This window comes from Actinoplanes sp. HUAS TT8 (assembly GCF_051380535.1).
Classification (GTDB): domain Bacteria; phylum Actinomycetota; class Actinomycetes; order Mycobacteriales; family Micromonosporaceae; genus Actinoplanes.
In genome coordinates, this window is the sequence record NZ_CP195646.1 from 3,739,028 (window position 1) to 3,752,800 (window position 13,773).

Below are 13,773 nucleotides of genomic sequence, written 5' to 3' on the forward strand. Positions count from 1 at the left end.
CGTACCGGAGAATTGGTGTGCCGAAGGCTGTGGAAAACCGCTCGGGGGAGGTTGGCGAGAGGTGCTAGGGTTCGCGGCGGAAAGGGGGCATCGTGCCTAAGCTGAACCAGATCATCGCCGTGGAGAAAGGCGTCAAAAGCAAGGCGTTCGCTGATCTGAGCGACGCCCACCACGCCCTGCAGAAGACCGCGCCACTGGCCGGTATCTCGCGCACCTATCAGCCGAAGGACGAAGAGGGCGAGCAGCTGCCCGCCGAGTCGACCCGGGTGCAGATCAAGGCCGAGGACATTCTGCGTGACGTCGGCAGCACGCTGACGCGACTGTTCGACGTGACCGCGACGAAGGACTGGACGAACTGTGTGGCCCGCGCCGACGTGGTCGTCGACGGGCGCACGATCGCCGCTCAGGTGCCGGTGACCTACCTCCTCTTCCTGGAGAAGCAGCTCGTCGACCTGCACACGTTCGTGAAGAAGCTGCCGGTGCTGGACGCCGCCGAGTCCTGGGTGCGCGACGACTCGACCGACAGCTGGCGCACCGAGCCGGTCCGGACCAACCGGACCAAGAAGGTGCCGCGCAACCACGTCAAGGCCGAGGCCACCGAGAAGCACCCGGCCCAGGTCGAGGTGTATTACGAGGATGTGACGGTCGGTTACTGGACGACCGTGAAGTTCTCCGGGGCGCTGCCGGCCAAGCGGGTCAACGAGCTCCTCGACCGGGTGATCGCGCTGCAGACGGCGGTCAAGTTCGCGCGCGAGGAAGCCAACAACACCGAGGTCACCGACGAGCGCATCGGCGCGGCCGTCTTCGGGTTCCTGTTCGGATAGGACACACAGACTCCCCGTGGGAGCGCGGGGATGCGCCCGATGCGGCGCACAAGCTGACAACTGAAGTTGAAGCTGATCACGCCGGTGACAGTGCGGGTTCGATTCCCGCCCCCACATTTGTCGGGTGGGGGTGGCCCAAATGGCAGAGGCAGCCGGTTTAAGACTCAGATTCTCGCTCCAATGTCAGCATTCACCACTGATCACCGGATCGAACGGGTTGGGACGACGACAGCGGATGCGGGTTCAACTCCTGCCCGCCGCGCTTCGAGCGGCGGTAGTTTAAAGGCAAAACACGCTGTCCTGAGAATGAACCCGCCCTTAAACGTGCCGGTGTGTGCAATTCAGTGGTAAGCGGAGCCCCCGCGGATGGCCATTCCGCGGGGGCTCACCAATTCTTGGTCAGACCCCGAATTTGCGTTTCGCCTCGGGCGTGACCGGCGTGAACAGGTTGACCAGGTTCCCGGCCGGGTCGCGCAGCAGCATCGACCGGTTGCCCCACGGCATCGTGGTCGGCGGCATGATGGCCTCGGCCCGGATCGCGTCCACGTCGTCGACCAGGAATTCGAGGATCTTCTCGTCGGGCCGCACGAAACCCGGGATCGTCGAGGTCCCCGCGATCGCGAGGGTCGCCCGCGGCGTGTTGATCTCCGCGAACTCGGGCGTGAAACTATTGGCCGGAATGCCGGTGACCTGCTCGTAGAACGCGATCAGGCGGGCGACGTCGGCGGTGATGACTCGGGTGGATACGAAGTTCATGCCGACGACGCTAGGCCGGATACTGGACAGAATCCGCCCAGTATTGTCGGCGATGTGACCAGGCCGACCGCGCGTGTGCTGACCCTGCTGGAGCTGCTGCAGTCCGGCGGCGTGCGCACCCTGGCCGACCTGTCCGAACGGCTCGGCGTCGACGCGCGGACCGTGCGGCGCTACGTCCAGCACCTGATCGACCTGGACATTCCCGTCGAATCGGTGCGCGGGCGTTACGGCGGGTATCGGCTCGCGCGGGGGCATCGGCTGCCGCCCCTCATGCTCGGCGACGACGAGGCCCTGGCCGTGCTGCTCGGGCTGACCGGGCAGTCCAGCACGGCTGCGGAAACGGCCGCGGCCAAGCTGCGCCGGGTCCTCCCGCAGCGCCTCGACGCACTGCGGGACACGCTGACCTCGACCGCTCCGGCCGCCGCCGCGCCCGACGGGGCGATCCTCCTGCCGCTGGCGGCCGCGGTCCGGGATCATCAGCCGGTTCGCTTGGGATCAAGGACCTTCTTCCCGTACGGGATCGTCACGCACAACGGCCGCTGGTACGTGACCGGCCTCGACCCCGACCTCGACGAGCTGCGGACCTTCCGCCTGGATCGCATCGAGCAGGTGCGGGGGCTGCCCGGCTCGTTCGACCCGCCGGCCGGCTTCGACCCGGCCGAACGGATGCTCGCCGGGTTCGCCACCGCCCCCTACCGGCACGAGATCCACCTGCGCGTCCAGGCCACCGAGGCCCAGATCCGGCGCCGCCTGCCGCCCAGCCTGGCGGTGATCCACCCGGGTGACGGGCCGTGGCTGCGCGTGGAGATGCGGGTGGAGAGCCTGGAGTGGGTGCCGTCGGTGCTGGCTTCGCTCAACCGCCCGTTCGTCATCGACCGGCCGCACGAGCTGCGCGATCTGGTCGCCGCCTTCGCCACCCAGCTCGCCGAGTCGGCCGCCCGCGACGACCCGCCGGCGTGATCGGCTCACCGCCGCAGTCGTCGCACCACCTCGCGGATGCGATCCCGCACCCGATCGGTCTCCGCCAGACCAGCGGCGGGCCGGGCCGATCCGTGCCCGGCGAGCAGCAGAGCGTCCACCGTTTCCGACATCGGCCCGGGGTCCCGGTCCAGACGCCCCACGGCCGGCGCCGCCGGCGGATCACCGGACGCGGTACGCCAGAACGCCAGCGCGGCCGGGTGACCACGGGTCGCGCGGCCGGCCGGTTTCCGGGCGTGCGAGCATCGTCATCTGAGCTGCGGTAACGGGAGGGAACCATGCGTACGGTGACTCGCCGGATCACTCTGCGCCGGGCTGAGCTCGAAGGTTCGGTGTGTGCCGTCCCGGAGGAGATCGCCGAGGCGCTCGCCGGGCGGGATCCGGTGATGGTCGTGCTGGAGCACCGGATCAAGGGGGTCACGCCGTCGCGCGAGGTGTTCGAGGCGTCCCTGGAGCAGGACATCGACTGGCGGTTCACCGGGATCGCCTGGCCGACCGGGGTGCAGAGCGGCATGTTCGTCACCATCTCCTGGCAGCAGGGACGTGACGCGGTGGTGATGCGGACCAAGGTGCTGGAGGATCCGCTGCGGATCGACGGGGTCAACTACTACCACGAGTTCGATCCGAAGGTCGTCACCCGTGACTTCGATCCGCGCCCGTCGAACCGGGGGCAGGTGTTGAAGGCGATCCGCAAGCTGGGCCGGGTCTTCGACGACGGCAGCGCCGTCTTCCCGGAGGAGTCCCTCGCCAAGCAGGCCGGGCTGGGCCGCGGGCAGAAGGGCGCGTTCCTGCTGAAGAACGCGGTGGAGCAGCTGATCCGCGAGGGCTACATCACCCGGGTGGCCGGCAGCGTGGACGCGACCGGACATCCGTCGTATCCCGAGGTGGACGGGGAGGAGCCGGTGGACCTGCTGTTCTACGCGCCGCTGGTCGATCCGGCGCCGCACCCGAACGACCCGGACGACGACGAGGACGGCGAGCACGCCGATCGGCGGGAGCACTGGGTGAAGGGGTTCATCCGCAAGTTGCCGCCGGGGGCGCAACCGTCGGAGAAGCAGATGGCCGCCTACCAGCGGGCTCTGGAGAACGAGCAGATCGACGAGGATCTGGAGCCCGGGTACACGTACGTCAAGAAGCATCATCGCCACGGCTGATCGTCCGCAACGCGTCGAGCACGGTGCGGACGGCGGCCCGGTGCAGCGTTTCCGGGCGGGTGAGCACGTCGATGTAGCGGCCGGCCGGCAGGTCGGACAGGGGTCGCAGCACCAGGCGCGGGTCGGGGACCGAGGTGCGGCCGGGCAGCAGGGCCAGCCCGGCGCCGGAGGCGACCATCGACGCGACGACGGTGAACTCGTTGATCCGGTGCGCGACGTCGAGGGGGCGGCCGGCCGCGGCGGCGATCGCGGTCAGCACCCCGCCGACCGGGAAGCCCTCGTGGGTGCTGATCCACGGTTCGGCGGCCACGTCGCGGGCGGTCAGCCGTGGTTTCGCGGCGAGGGGTGAGCCGGCGGCCATGGCCACGTAGATCGGCTCGTGGATCAGCGGGACCACGGTCACCCGGTCGGCCGGCCAGGGCGGATGCTGGGCCAGCCGGTGGGCCACGACCAGGTCGTAGTCGCCGACCAGGCCCGGGAAGTCGGCCTGGGCGACGTCCTCGTCGGCGCAGCGCACCTGCCCGAGCCGCTGGACGAGGGGCGGGAACCAGGTGAGGGCGGCGCTGTGGAACGCGCAGACGGTGACCGGGGCCGACGGGTCGTCCAGGTAGTCGCCGACCGCGCGTTCGGCCCGGTCGAGGGCGGTCATCACCTCGACCGCGGCGGCGGCCAGGGCCCGGCCGGCCTCGGTCAGGACGAGCCGGCGGCCGCTGCGTTCGGTCAGCGGGACCCGGGCCGACCGTTGCAGGGTGTTCAACTGCTGGGACACCGCGGACGGCGTGATGTGCAGCGCGCGGGCGACCGCGGCGACACTCCCCCGGTCGCCGAGCTCGCGTAACAGCCGCAGGTGGTGCGGATCCATCAGGCTCCACTACATCGTCGATTCACCGGTTGGCCTCTTGTCTACCGGATCAGTGTCCCCGAGGCTCGCCCTGTGTCGACAACCCGTATCGGTGACCTGCTCCTGCTGGCCGTCGCCGTCGTCTGGGGCAGCAGCTACCTGACCGCGAAGACCCTGGCGGTCGCCGGTGGCGTGCTGGTCCTGCTGGCGATGCGCTTCCTGATCTCGGCGGCAGCGATGCTGCCGATCCTCGCCGTCCGGCGGATCACCCGGCCTGAGCTGGGCACCGGCATCCTGCTGGGCGTCACCCAGGCGTCGGTCCTGCTGATCGAGACGTACGGCGTCTCGCGCACCAGCGCCACCAACGCCGGCGTGCTGATCAGCCTGACCATCCTGATGACCCCGATCCTGGAGGGTCTCGTCTCCCGCCGCTGGCTGCCGCGCTCGTTCTTCCTGGCCGCGGCCACGGCCACGCTGGGCGTGGTGCTGCTGGTGGCCGGACCGGGTCTGCGCCCGCCGACCGTGGGGGACGCGTTGATGCTGGGCGCCGCGGTGATCCGGGCCGTGCACGTGACGCTGTCGGCGCACTTGACACGGGACCGTCCGTACAACTCGGGGGTTTTGACGTCCCTGCAGACGTTGACCGGGGCGGTTCTGTTCGCTCCGGCGCTGGTCGCCGTCCCCTGGTCCTACGGGCCGCCGCAGTGGCTGGCCGTCGTCTATCTGGCGCTGGGCTGCAGTGTGTTCGCGTTCGTGGTGCAGCTGTGGGCGATCCGGCGCACGTCGGCGTCCCGGGCGAGTCTGCTGCTGGGCACCGAGCCGGTCTGGGCGGTCCTGTTCGGCCTGCTCCTGGGTGGTGAGCACCTGACCGTGGTCGCCGTGGCCGGTATCGGGCTGGTGCTGGCCGGCACGTATTACGGCCAGCGTGTGGAGAACCGGGCCCGGGCGCTCGTGGCCACGCCGGAGGGGCGCGGCCACGAGCGGCTCGACCGGGTGGCCGAACCGGATCAGCCGACGGCGATCACGTCGAACTCGTTGCCCTCCGGGTCGGCCAGGGTCACGTAGTTCAGGCGTCCGCTGACCTCGTTCAGCTTGGTGGCGCCGAGGTCGAGCAGCCGGGTGACCTCGGCTCCCAGGTCGCCGGTGGCCAGGTCGAAGTGCATCCGGTTCTTGACCTTCTTCTCCTCCGGCACCTGGTGGAAGCCGATCCGCGAGCCGGGCACGGCCGGGTCGGGCTCGACCACGGCGAAGCCTTCACCGGCGCCGTCGGCCACGGCCCGGCCGAGGGCCGCGGCCCAGAAGGCGGCGACGGCGGCGGCGTCGCGGGCGTCGAAGGTGGTACCGAGAACTGTGCTGGACATGATCGTCACTTCCTGTTCGAGAGCGGGGACATACCGAGGCAGGCCACGGCGGCGGCCAGGTCGGCCCCGGCCATCACCCACCAGGCCTGCACGAATGAGTGGTGGGTGGCCGCGTAGGAGACGGGCGCCCCGACGATCGCGACCACGATGCTGACGCCGAGCACCAGCCCGATCTGCCGGGCCATGTTGATCACGCCGCTGCCGGTCGAGGCCCGGTGCGGGGGCAGGTCGTGGGTGGCCGAGGAGAGCAGCGTCGGCAGGGCCAGCCCGATGCCGATGCCGGACAGCAGCTGGCCGGGCAGCAGCTCGGTCGCGTAGTGCCCGCCGTCCGGTCCGACCAGCGTCAGCGTCACGACCGTCCCGGCCGCGAAGGCCAGGCAGCCCAGCCCGGCCAGCACCGCCGCCGGGGCCCGGTGCGCGACCCGCTGCACGATGACGGTCACCAGCGGGACCATGACCGGCCCGGGTGCGACCGCGAACCCGGTGGTGATCGTCGACCAGTGCCAGACGTTCTGCAGCCAGAGCACGAGCAGCAGCAGGTATCCGGAGAGTCCGAGACCGAAAAGGACCATCGCCACGTTGGCCGAGGCGAAGCTGCGCACCCGGTAGAGGGCCGGGTCGACGATCGGCACCGGGTGGTGTTCGGCCCGCTGCACGAACCAGGCCAGCAGCAGCCCGGCGACGGCGAACGACACGATCGTCGCGCGGCTCCCCCAGCCCCAGTCGCCGCCGCGCACGATGGCCAGCGCCAGCGCGCCGACCCCGGCGGTGAGCAGCCCGGCCCCGGCCAGGTCGGGGATTCTGGTGACCGCGGGGTCGCGGGAGTCCGGCACGATCCGGCGGGCCGCGATCAGCGCGACGATCCCGACCGGCAGGTTGACCAGGAACACCCAGCGCCAGCTGGCGGCGACGAGCAGGCCACCGAAGACCGGGCCGGCCGCGGCCGCGAGCCCGGCGGCGGCTGACCAGATCCGGACATAGGCCAGCCGTTTCTCGGCCGGGACGGCGGCCAGCAGCAGCCCGAGCGAGGTCGGGGTGAGCGCCGCCGCGCCGGCCGCCTGCAGCACCCGGAACGCGACCAGCCACCACAGGCCCGGCGCGACCGCGCACAGCACGCTGGCCAGGGTGAACACGGCCAGACCGGCCAGGAAAGTCGGCTTGCGCCCGGCCCGGTCGGCCAGGCGTCCGAGCGGCACGAGCAGGGCCGCGTAGACGATCGCGTAGGCGTTCAACACCCAGCTCACGTCGCCGATCGACGTCCCGCCGAAGCTCTCGCCGATCTTGTCGAAGGCGACGTTGACGATGAACAGGTCCAGGCTCGCCATGAATGCGGCAAGCGAGAGGACCGTGAGGATCGCGCGCGGCCGCACGATCCCCGGTGGCGGCGCCACCCCGAGCTGATGGGTCATGGCCGAGACCATAAACAAGTCAACTGCAAAAAAACAAGTGCGCTTTTGCGTACGAAGTTTGCTACGTTCAGTGCGTGCGAACACGCGATTTCGGGCAGTACTGCGGCCTGGCCCGCGCTCTGGAACTCGTCGGCGAGCGCTGGGCCCTGCTCGTCGTCCGCGACCTGGCGGTCCGCCCGCGGCGGTACACCGACCTGATCGAGGGCCTGCCGGGCATCCCGACGAACGTGCTCTCGACCCGGCTCAAGGAGCTGGAGCAGGCGGGCCTGGTCGAGCGGCGGATCGCGCCGGCACCGCAGCGCGGGGTCGTCTACGCGCTGACCACTACCGGTCATGAGCTGGAGCCGGCGCTGCTCGCGCTGGGGCGGTGGGGCGCCACCCAGATGGGCGACCCCCGGCCCGGGGAGATCGTCACGCCGCAGTCGCTGGCGATGACGCTGCGGGCGGTCTTCGACGCGGGGGCGGCCGCCGGCCGGACGGCGTCCTGGGAGATCCGCGCCGCCGACATCGTGCTGAACGTGCGGGTCACCGACGGGAAGCTGGCGGTCGGGGTCGGTCCGCACCCGGCCGGGGCCGATCTGGTGATCACGTTCCAGCCGGAGGACCTGCCGTCCTACCGGGCGTTGCTGCAGGCCGCCAAGTGCGGCCTGGTCGAGCTGACCGGGCAGCGGGAGCTGCTGGAGACGTTCCTCCAGCTGTTCCCGAGCCCGGTCGGTCCGGTGCCCGCCTAGGCGAAGTCGCGGTGCTTGATCTTGGCTCGGCGGCCGTCCGGGTGGTGGAAGACCAGGCCCTCGAACTGCGGGTGGGCCAGGATCCACTCGCGCAGGCCGGCCAGGTCGCGGGGGACGTCGAAGCGGTCGGCCTCCGCGTGGGCGACGAGCTCGTGACCGGCCGTACGCTCCGGATTGCCGTTGATCTTGGGTCCGATCAACTCATAGGTACCGGGCGTCCACGACCCGGAGCGGGCCACCGCCTCGAAGTGGCAGGCGGCGTAGGACGACTGGGCGATCGGCTCCCAGCCGACGGTCTTGCCGGTGTTCTCGTCGGTCATGACCGGCCGGTAGCCGGGCGGGCGGGTCCGGCCGGGACGGACCTCGCGGCGCGCCCACCACACGCCGTCGTCGTCGAGCAGCACGCAGGTTCCGTCATATTTCCTGGTCGCGACGCCCTCGCCGGCGAGCACCCACGCGCAGGAGGGTTCGGCCTCGGGCAGCACCCGCTTGCGGTCGTCCGGGTCACGCCGGAACACGGTGGGAATCTTGCGCATGTCGAAATCCTCCCAGGCCGCGTCCAGCGATTAACGTCCAGGAATGGATCTACGGATGTTCGTCGGCGGCACGTGGTGCGACGCGCGATCAGGATCGGTCAGTGCGGCGACGAGCCCGGCGACCGGTGAGGTGATCGGGTCGGTGCCCGACGGCGACCGTACGGATGCGCGCGAGGCGATCACCGCGGCGCGACGGGCCGCCGCCGGATGGGCCCGGATGTCCGTCTTCGATCGGGCCGCCCTCCTGCATCGGGTCGCCGACGTGATCGAGGGCCGGCGCGGGACGCTGGCCCGCACGCTCACGCTCGACCAGGGCAAACCGTTGGGCGAGGCGAACGACGAGGTCGACGAGCTGATCGTCTACTGGCGGATGGCGGCCGAGGACGCCAAACGGCTCGGCGGACTGCTGCCGCCGTCGTCCGGCGCGGGCACCCGGGCGCTGCTGGTCCGGCGCCCGCGCGGCGTGGTCGGGGTGATCACCCCGTGGAACTGGCCGTACACGATGCCGGCCGAGCTGATCGCGCCCGCACTGGCGTCCGGGAACACGGTGGTCTGGACGCCCGCACCGTCCACGTCGGTCTCGGCCATCGCGCTGGCCGGCTGTCTCGCCGAGGCCGACCTGCCGCCCGGCGTGCTGAACCTGGTCACCGGCCCGGGGCCGCTGGTCGGCAACGAGATCGCGGCGAATCCGGGCGTGGACGCGGTCGCGTTCATCGGCTCGACCGCCACCGGCCGTCTGGTCGCGCAGGCCGCGGCCGGCAAGGCGACCCTGCTGGAGATGGGCGGGAACGGGCCGCTCGTCGTGCTCGAGGACGCCGACCTGGACCGGGCCGTCGAGGGGGCACTGGCCGCGTGTTTCCTGTGTGCGGGGCAGAGCTGCACGGCCGGGGAGCGGCTGCTGGTGCACGAGGCGGTGCACGACGAGTTCGCGGCCCGGCTGGTAGCGGCCGTGCAGGAGCGGATCCGGCTCGGTGATCCGTTCGACGAGGCGACGACGATGGGGCCGCTGAACAATCCGGCCGTGGCGGCCAAGATGGCCGAGCACGTGGCCGACGCCGTCGACCGTGGAGCCCGGGTCCGCACCGGCGGGGCTCCGGCGAGCGGGTTCCCGACCGATCTGTACTGGCCGGCGACGGTCCTCACCGGGGTGCCGGCGAACGCACTGGCGGCGACCGAGGAGACGTTCGGGCCGATCGCGCCGGTGGTGAGCATCGGCGGCCTGGACGAGGCGATCGAGTTGACCAACGCGTCGCGGTACGGGCTGCTGGCCGCGATCTACACGGAAGATCTGCGGCGCGGGCTGGACTTCGCGGACGCGGTGCGCACCGGGTGGGTCAACATCAACGAGTCGACCAACTACTGGGAGAGCCACCTGCCGTTCGGCGGGCGGGCCGGGTCGGACAGCGGGCTCGGACGGGTCGGCGGGCCGCACCCGATGGACACGTTCACCGAGCTGCAGACCGTGATCATCGGCGGGCCGGGCCGCTGACCGACCGGCGCGGTCAGGGCGCCGGGGCCAGCACCCAGACGACCTCGCACTCGGCGCCGTCCCCGGCGTTCGACCAGGTGTGCGGCTCGCGGCCGGGGAACGTGAAGGCGTCCCCGGCATCGAGCAGCACGGATTCGCTGCCGAGGGTGATCTGCAGGCGCCCGCGCACCACGTACACGAACTCGACCTCGCAATCGAGGGTGTAGAGCTCCGCGCCCCCACCGCCGCCGGCCTCGACGGTCGAATGGATCACCTGCAGGTGGGTCTGGGTCCCGGGCGTCAGCAGCAGCTCGCTCACGTTGCTGCCGCCGAAGTTGATCGGGCGGCCCTCCCCGGCCCGGACCAGGGATGTCGGCGGCGGCTCGAACAGCTCGCCGACCCGGATCCCGAGCACCTCACAGATCGACACCAGCGACGCCACCGACGGGGAGACCTCGTCCCGTTCCAGGCGGCTGATGAAGCCCTTGTTCAGGCTGGTCGCGTCGGCCACCTGCTGCAGGGTCAGGCCGCGGGCCTGCCGTGCCGAGCGCAGGCGCCCGCCGATCGCCGCGCTGCTCGCGGGCGGCTGGGCCACCCGTCGCACCTGGCCTGCCATCTGCCCCTCCCGCCCCGCGCAAGATCCGCTGGCATTTTCCCGGACCGCCCGCTGTTAAATCCACGCAACAAAGGTTGCTTCAGAGGAAACTCGGTCCTAGTCTCCCCCCATCGGTCCGAGACGAAGGACACACCCCATGACTGACATAGAGCCCCAGCGCCCCCGCGTAACCGAGGTCGAGCAGCACGGCATCGACACCATCCCGGCGTCGGAACGGCACTCACGCCCCCTCGATCTGTTCCGCATCCAGTTCGGCGGCGCCAACACGTTCGCCACCGTGATCCTCGGCACCTTCCCCGTTCTTCTCGGCCTCTCGCTCTGGCAGTCGATCGCCGCGACCGTGGCCGGTGTCGCCGTCGGCGCCCTGTTCCTCATGCCGATGGGCCTGTTCGGCCCGCTCACCGGCACCAACAACGCGGTCGCCTCGGGCGCGCACTTCGGCGTCCGCGGCCGGATCGTCGGCTCGTTCCTGTCCCTGCTGACCGCGATCGCCTTCTACTCGATCTCGGTCTGGGTCAGTGGGGACGCGGTCGTCGGCGCCCTGATCCGGCTGGCCGGCGTGCCCGACTCCGACCTGCTGCGCGGTGTCGTCTACGCGGTGCTGGGCGCGGCCGTGATCGTCGTGGTGATCTACGGGTACGCCTTCATGCTGCTGGTCAACAAGGTCGTGGTCGTCGGCAACACGCTCCTGATCCTGCTGGGAGCCATCGCGTACAGCGGGAAATTGGATCTTGGTTATGACCCCGGACCCTCGGCCTATGCGCTCGGCTCGTTCTGGCCGACGTTCGTGCTCTCGGCACTGATCGTGATGGGTAACCCGGTGTCGTTCGGCGCGTTCCTGGGCGACTGGTCGCGCTACATCCCGGCCGGCACACCGCCGCGGCGCCTGCTCGCCGCCACCTTCGGCGCGCAGCTGGCGACCCTGGTCCCGTTCCTGTTCGGCGTGTTCACCGCGACCCTGGTGGCCGGCGAGGCCGACTACATCGTCGCGCTGATCAACGTCTCGCCGGCCTGGTACGCGCTGCTGCTGATCGTCGTCGCGTTCCTCGGCGGCCTGTCGACCGGCATCACCAGCCTCTACGGCACCGGGCTGGACTTCTCGTCGGTCTTCCCGCGTCTCAACCGGGTCCAGGCCTCGCTGGTCATCGGCTCTCTCGCGTTCGTGTTCATCCTGGTCGGGCGGCTGGCCTTCGACCTGATGGCCAGCGTGAACGCGTTCATCGGCGCGATCGTCATCTGCACCACGCCCTGGATGATCATCATGACCATCGGGTACGTCGTGAGACGCGCCCACTACCGCGAATCCGACCTGCAGGTGTTCAACAAGGGCCAGACCGGCGGCGCGTACTGGTTCCACAAGGGCGTCAACTGGCGGGGCACGGCCGCGTGGATCCCGTCGGCGATCGTCGGCCTGCTCTTCGCCAACTACCCGCCGCTGATCGAGGGCCCGTTCCGCAACGCCGCCGGTGGTGTGGACATCAGCCTGCTGGTGTCGATCGGGACCGCCGCGATCACGTACGTCCTGCTGATCGTCATCTTCCCGGAGCCCCGGTACGTCTTCGGACCGGACGGCCCGCGCGGCGTCCCCAGCTCCGACAGCCCGATGCCGGCCGTCGTGGACGACCACGGCGCCGGCGAGCACCGCGTCAAGGCACGAGCCGCAACCGAGTAAGGAACAGCATGTCCGCTCCCCGTATCGTCCGGGACGGTCGCGTCGGTCAGGTCGACGCGACCGTCGTCCCCCGCTTCGCCGGGCCCGCCACCTTCGCCCGGCTCCCCCGCATCGACGAGGTCTCCGACATCGACGTCGCCGTGCTCGGCGTGCCGTTCGACGCCGGGGTCTCCTACCGGCCCGGCGCCCGCTTCGGGCCGGCCCACGTCCGCGAGTCGTCGCGGCTGCTGCGGCCGTACAACCCGGCCGCCGACGTCGAACCGTTCGCCGCCCAGCAGGTCGCCGACGCCGGTGACCTGGCGGTCAACCCGTTCGACATCGAGTCCGCGATCGATCAGATCGAGGCCGGTGCCCGGGCCGTGCTGGAACGGGCCGGGCGCCTGGTGACGATCGGCGGTGACCACACCATCGCGCTGCCGCTGCTGCGGGCCATGGCGGCCAAGCACGGGCCGGTCGCCGTCGTCCACTTCGACGCGCACCTGGACACCTGGGACACCTACTTCGGGGCCGCGCACACCCACGGCACCCCGTTCCGGCGCGCCTCCGAGGAACGCCTGATCGACCGATCCGGATGCCTGCACGTCGGCACGCGCGGCCCGCTCTACTCCGACCGGGACCTCGCCGAGGACAGTGAGCTGGGCTTTCACGTCGTACCCAGTGTCGAGATCGACGACCTGGGCGCCCGCGGCATCGCCGAACGCATCCGCGACCGCGTCGGCGACCGCCCGGTCTACCTGTCGGTCGACATCGACGTGCTCGACCCGGCGTTCGCCCCCGGCACCGGCACACCCGAGGCCGGCGGCATGACCAGCCGCGAACTACTGGCCGTCCTGCGCACCTTCGGCCGGCTGAACCTGGTCGGCGCCGACGTCGTCGAGGTGTCCCCGGCCTACGACCACGCGGAGATCACCGGCATCGCCGCGTCCCACACGGTCTACGAGATCCTGTCCGCTCTGGCCCCCGGGAAAGAATCATGACCACCGAGGTCCTGGCCGCCGCCGGCCGACTCGTCGCCGCCTTCGGCGCCCACGACACCGCCGCCTACTTCGGCAGCTTCGCCGCCGACGCGACCTTCGTCTTCCACACCCATGCGACGCCGTTGCGGTCGCTCTCCGACTACGAGCAGATCTGGTACGGCTGGGAGCGCGAAGGCTTCCACGTCGAGTCCTGCTCCTCCTCGGACCAGCACGTCCAGCTGTTCGGCGACGTCGCCGTCTTCACCCACCGCGTCCGCACCGTCATCCGGACCGGTGAAGGGCCGGAGTCCCTGGACGAACGCGAGACCATCGTCTTCCGCCGTGAACCGGACGGCCGCTGGCTCGCCGTCCACGAACACCTCAGCCCGTCGCCGGCCTGAAATGGACCGCGGCGCATGATTCCGGCGCGAATCGGGTGGGAACCGGCAGGCGGGCGGGTACATCTAACAC

The 13,773-nt window shown here is 70.8% G+C and carries 16 protein-coding genes; 9 read left to right on the top strand and 7 right to left on the bottom strand.

The window, feature by feature from the left end:
* Positions 1 to 92: 92 nt before the first annotated feature.
* Positions 93 to 824: a DUF7873 family protein gene (locus ACSHV8_RS16990; protein WP_436534146.1), complete on the top strand. Its 732-nt coding sequence runs from the start codon at positions 93 to 95 to the stop codon at positions 822 to 824.
* A 399-nt stretch (positions 825 to 1,223) separates the two neighbouring features.
* Here ACSHV8_RS16990 and ACSHV8_RS16995 read toward each other — a convergent pair whose 3' ends face one another.
* On the bottom strand, positions 1,224 to 1,580 hold the full coding sequence (locus ACSHV8_RS16995) for a VOC family protein (protein ID WP_436534148.1): 357 nt from the start codon (positions 1,578 to 1,580) through the stop codon (positions 1,224 to 1,226).
* A 54-nt stretch (positions 1,581 to 1,634) separates the two neighbouring features.
* Here ACSHV8_RS16995 and ACSHV8_RS17000 point away from each other — a divergent pair, with 54 nt between their 5' ends.
* Entirely contained in the window at positions 1,635 to 2,540 is a 906-nt protein-coding gene (locus ACSHV8_RS17000) for a helix-turn-helix transcriptional regulator (protein WP_436534150.1), read from the top strand.
* A 5-nt stretch (positions 2,541 to 2,545) separates the two neighbouring features.
* On the opposite strand, the gene ACSHV8_RS17005 is transcribed toward ACSHV8_RS17000, so the two are convergent.
* Positions 2,546 to 2,671: a hypothetical protein gene (locus ACSHV8_RS17005; protein ID WP_436534152.1), complete on the bottom strand. Its 126-nt coding sequence runs from the start codon at positions 2,669 to 2,671 to the stop codon at positions 2,546 to 2,548.
* 165 nt (positions 2,672 to 2,836) lie between these two features.
* On the opposite strand from ACSHV8_RS17005, the gene ACSHV8_RS17010 reads away from it, so the two are divergent.
* Entirely contained in the window at positions 2,837 to 3,712 is an 876-nt protein-coding gene (locus tag ACSHV8_RS17010; protein WP_436534154.1) for a hypothetical protein, read from the top strand.
* Here ACSHV8_RS17010 and ACSHV8_RS17015 read toward each other — a convergent pair.
* Positions 3,687 to 4,574: a LysR family transcriptional regulator gene (locus tag ACSHV8_RS17015; RefSeq protein ID WP_436534156.1), complete on the bottom strand. Its 888-nt coding sequence runs from the start codon at positions 4,572 to 4,574 to the stop codon at positions 3,687 to 3,689. The genes ACSHV8_RS17010 and ACSHV8_RS17015 overlap by 26 nt on opposite strands.
* A gap of 72 nt (positions 4,575 to 4,646) precedes the next feature.
* On the opposite strand from ACSHV8_RS17015, the gene ACSHV8_RS17020 reads away from it, so the two are divergent.
* Positions 4,647 to 5,618: a DMT family transporter gene (locus tag ACSHV8_RS17020; RefSeq protein WP_436534158.1), complete on the top strand. Its 972-nt coding sequence runs from the start codon at positions 4,647 to 4,649 to the stop codon at positions 5,616 to 5,618.
* On the opposite strand, the gene ACSHV8_RS17025 is transcribed toward ACSHV8_RS17020, so the two are convergent.
* Together ACSHV8_RS17025 and ACSHV8_RS17030 are read right to left on the bottom strand one after the other, a co-directional pair.
* Positions 5,561 to 5,914 carry a VOC family protein gene (locus tag ACSHV8_RS17025; RefSeq protein ID WP_436534160.1) on the bottom strand — a complete coding sequence of 118 codons (354 nt, stop codon included), beginning with the start codon at positions 5,912 to 5,914 and terminating at the stop codon, positions 5,561 to 5,563. The genes ACSHV8_RS17020 and ACSHV8_RS17025 overlap by 58 nt on opposite strands.
* A gap of 5 nt (positions 5,915 to 5,919) precedes the next feature.
* Positions 5,920 to 7,323: a DHA2 family efflux MFS transporter permease subunit gene (locus tag ACSHV8_RS17030; RefSeq protein WP_436534162.1), complete on the bottom strand. Its 1,404-nt coding sequence runs from the start codon at positions 7,321 to 7,323 to the stop codon at positions 5,920 to 5,922.
* Positions 7,324 to 7,397: 74 nt separating this feature from the next.
* Between ACSHV8_RS17030 and ACSHV8_RS17035 the strand changes: the two genes are divergently transcribed.
* Complete coding sequence (locus ACSHV8_RS17035) at positions 7,398 to 8,054, top strand: winged helix-turn-helix transcriptional regulator (RefSeq protein ID WP_436534164.1); 657 nt, start codon at positions 7,398 to 7,400, stop codon at positions 8,052 to 8,054.
* Here the strand turns inward: ACSHV8_RS17035 and ACSHV8_RS17040 are convergent.
* Complete coding sequence (locus ACSHV8_RS17040; RefSeq protein WP_436534165.1) at positions 8,051 to 8,590, bottom strand: hypothetical protein; 540 nt, start codon at positions 8,588 to 8,590, stop codon at positions 8,051 to 8,053. The genes ACSHV8_RS17035 and ACSHV8_RS17040 overlap by 4 nt on opposite strands.
* Positions 8,591 to 8,633: 43 nt before the next feature.
* On the opposite strand from ACSHV8_RS17040, the gene ACSHV8_RS17045 reads away from it, so the two are divergent.
* Positions 8,634 to 10,079 carry an aldehyde dehydrogenase family protein gene (locus ACSHV8_RS17045; protein WP_436534166.1) on the top strand — a complete coding sequence of 482 codons (1,446 nt, stop codon included), beginning with the start codon at positions 8,634 to 8,636 and terminating at the stop codon, positions 10,077 to 10,079.
* A gap of 13 nt (positions 10,080 to 10,092) precedes the next feature.
* Here the strand turns inward: ACSHV8_RS17045 and ACSHV8_RS17050 are convergent, their stop codons facing one another.
* Positions 10,093 to 10,674: a cupin domain-containing protein gene (locus ACSHV8_RS17050; RefSeq protein WP_436534167.1), complete on the bottom strand. Its 582-nt coding sequence runs from the start codon at positions 10,672 to 10,674 to the stop codon at positions 10,093 to 10,095.
* A gap of 136 nt (positions 10,675 to 10,810) precedes the next feature.
* On the opposite strand from ACSHV8_RS17050, the gene ACSHV8_RS17055 reads away from it, so the two are divergent.
* The 3 genes from ACSHV8_RS17055 to ACSHV8_RS17065 are packed head-to-tail and all read left to right on the top strand — an operon-like array spanning position 10,811 to position 13,703.
* Positions 10,811 to 12,346: a purine-cytosine permease family protein gene (locus ACSHV8_RS17055; protein ID WP_436534169.1), complete on the top strand. Its 1,536-nt coding sequence runs from the start codon at positions 10,811 to 10,813 to the stop codon at positions 12,344 to 12,346.
* An 8-nt stretch (positions 12,347 to 12,354) separates the two neighbouring features.
* Positions 12,355 to 13,323, top strand: coding sequence for an agmatinase (speB, locus tag ACSHV8_RS17060; protein ID WP_436534170.1), 969 nt, complete (start codon positions 12,355 to 12,357; stop codon positions 13,321 to 13,323).
* Positions 13,320 to 13,703 carry a YybH family protein gene (locus ACSHV8_RS17065; RefSeq protein WP_436534172.1) on the top strand — a complete coding sequence of 128 codons (384 nt, stop codon included), beginning with the start codon at positions 13,320 to 13,322 and terminating at the stop codon, positions 13,701 to 13,703. The genes speB and ACSHV8_RS17065 overlap by 4 nt, the downstream gene beginning before the upstream one ends.
* Positions 13,704 to 13,773 lie beyond the last annotated feature (70 nt).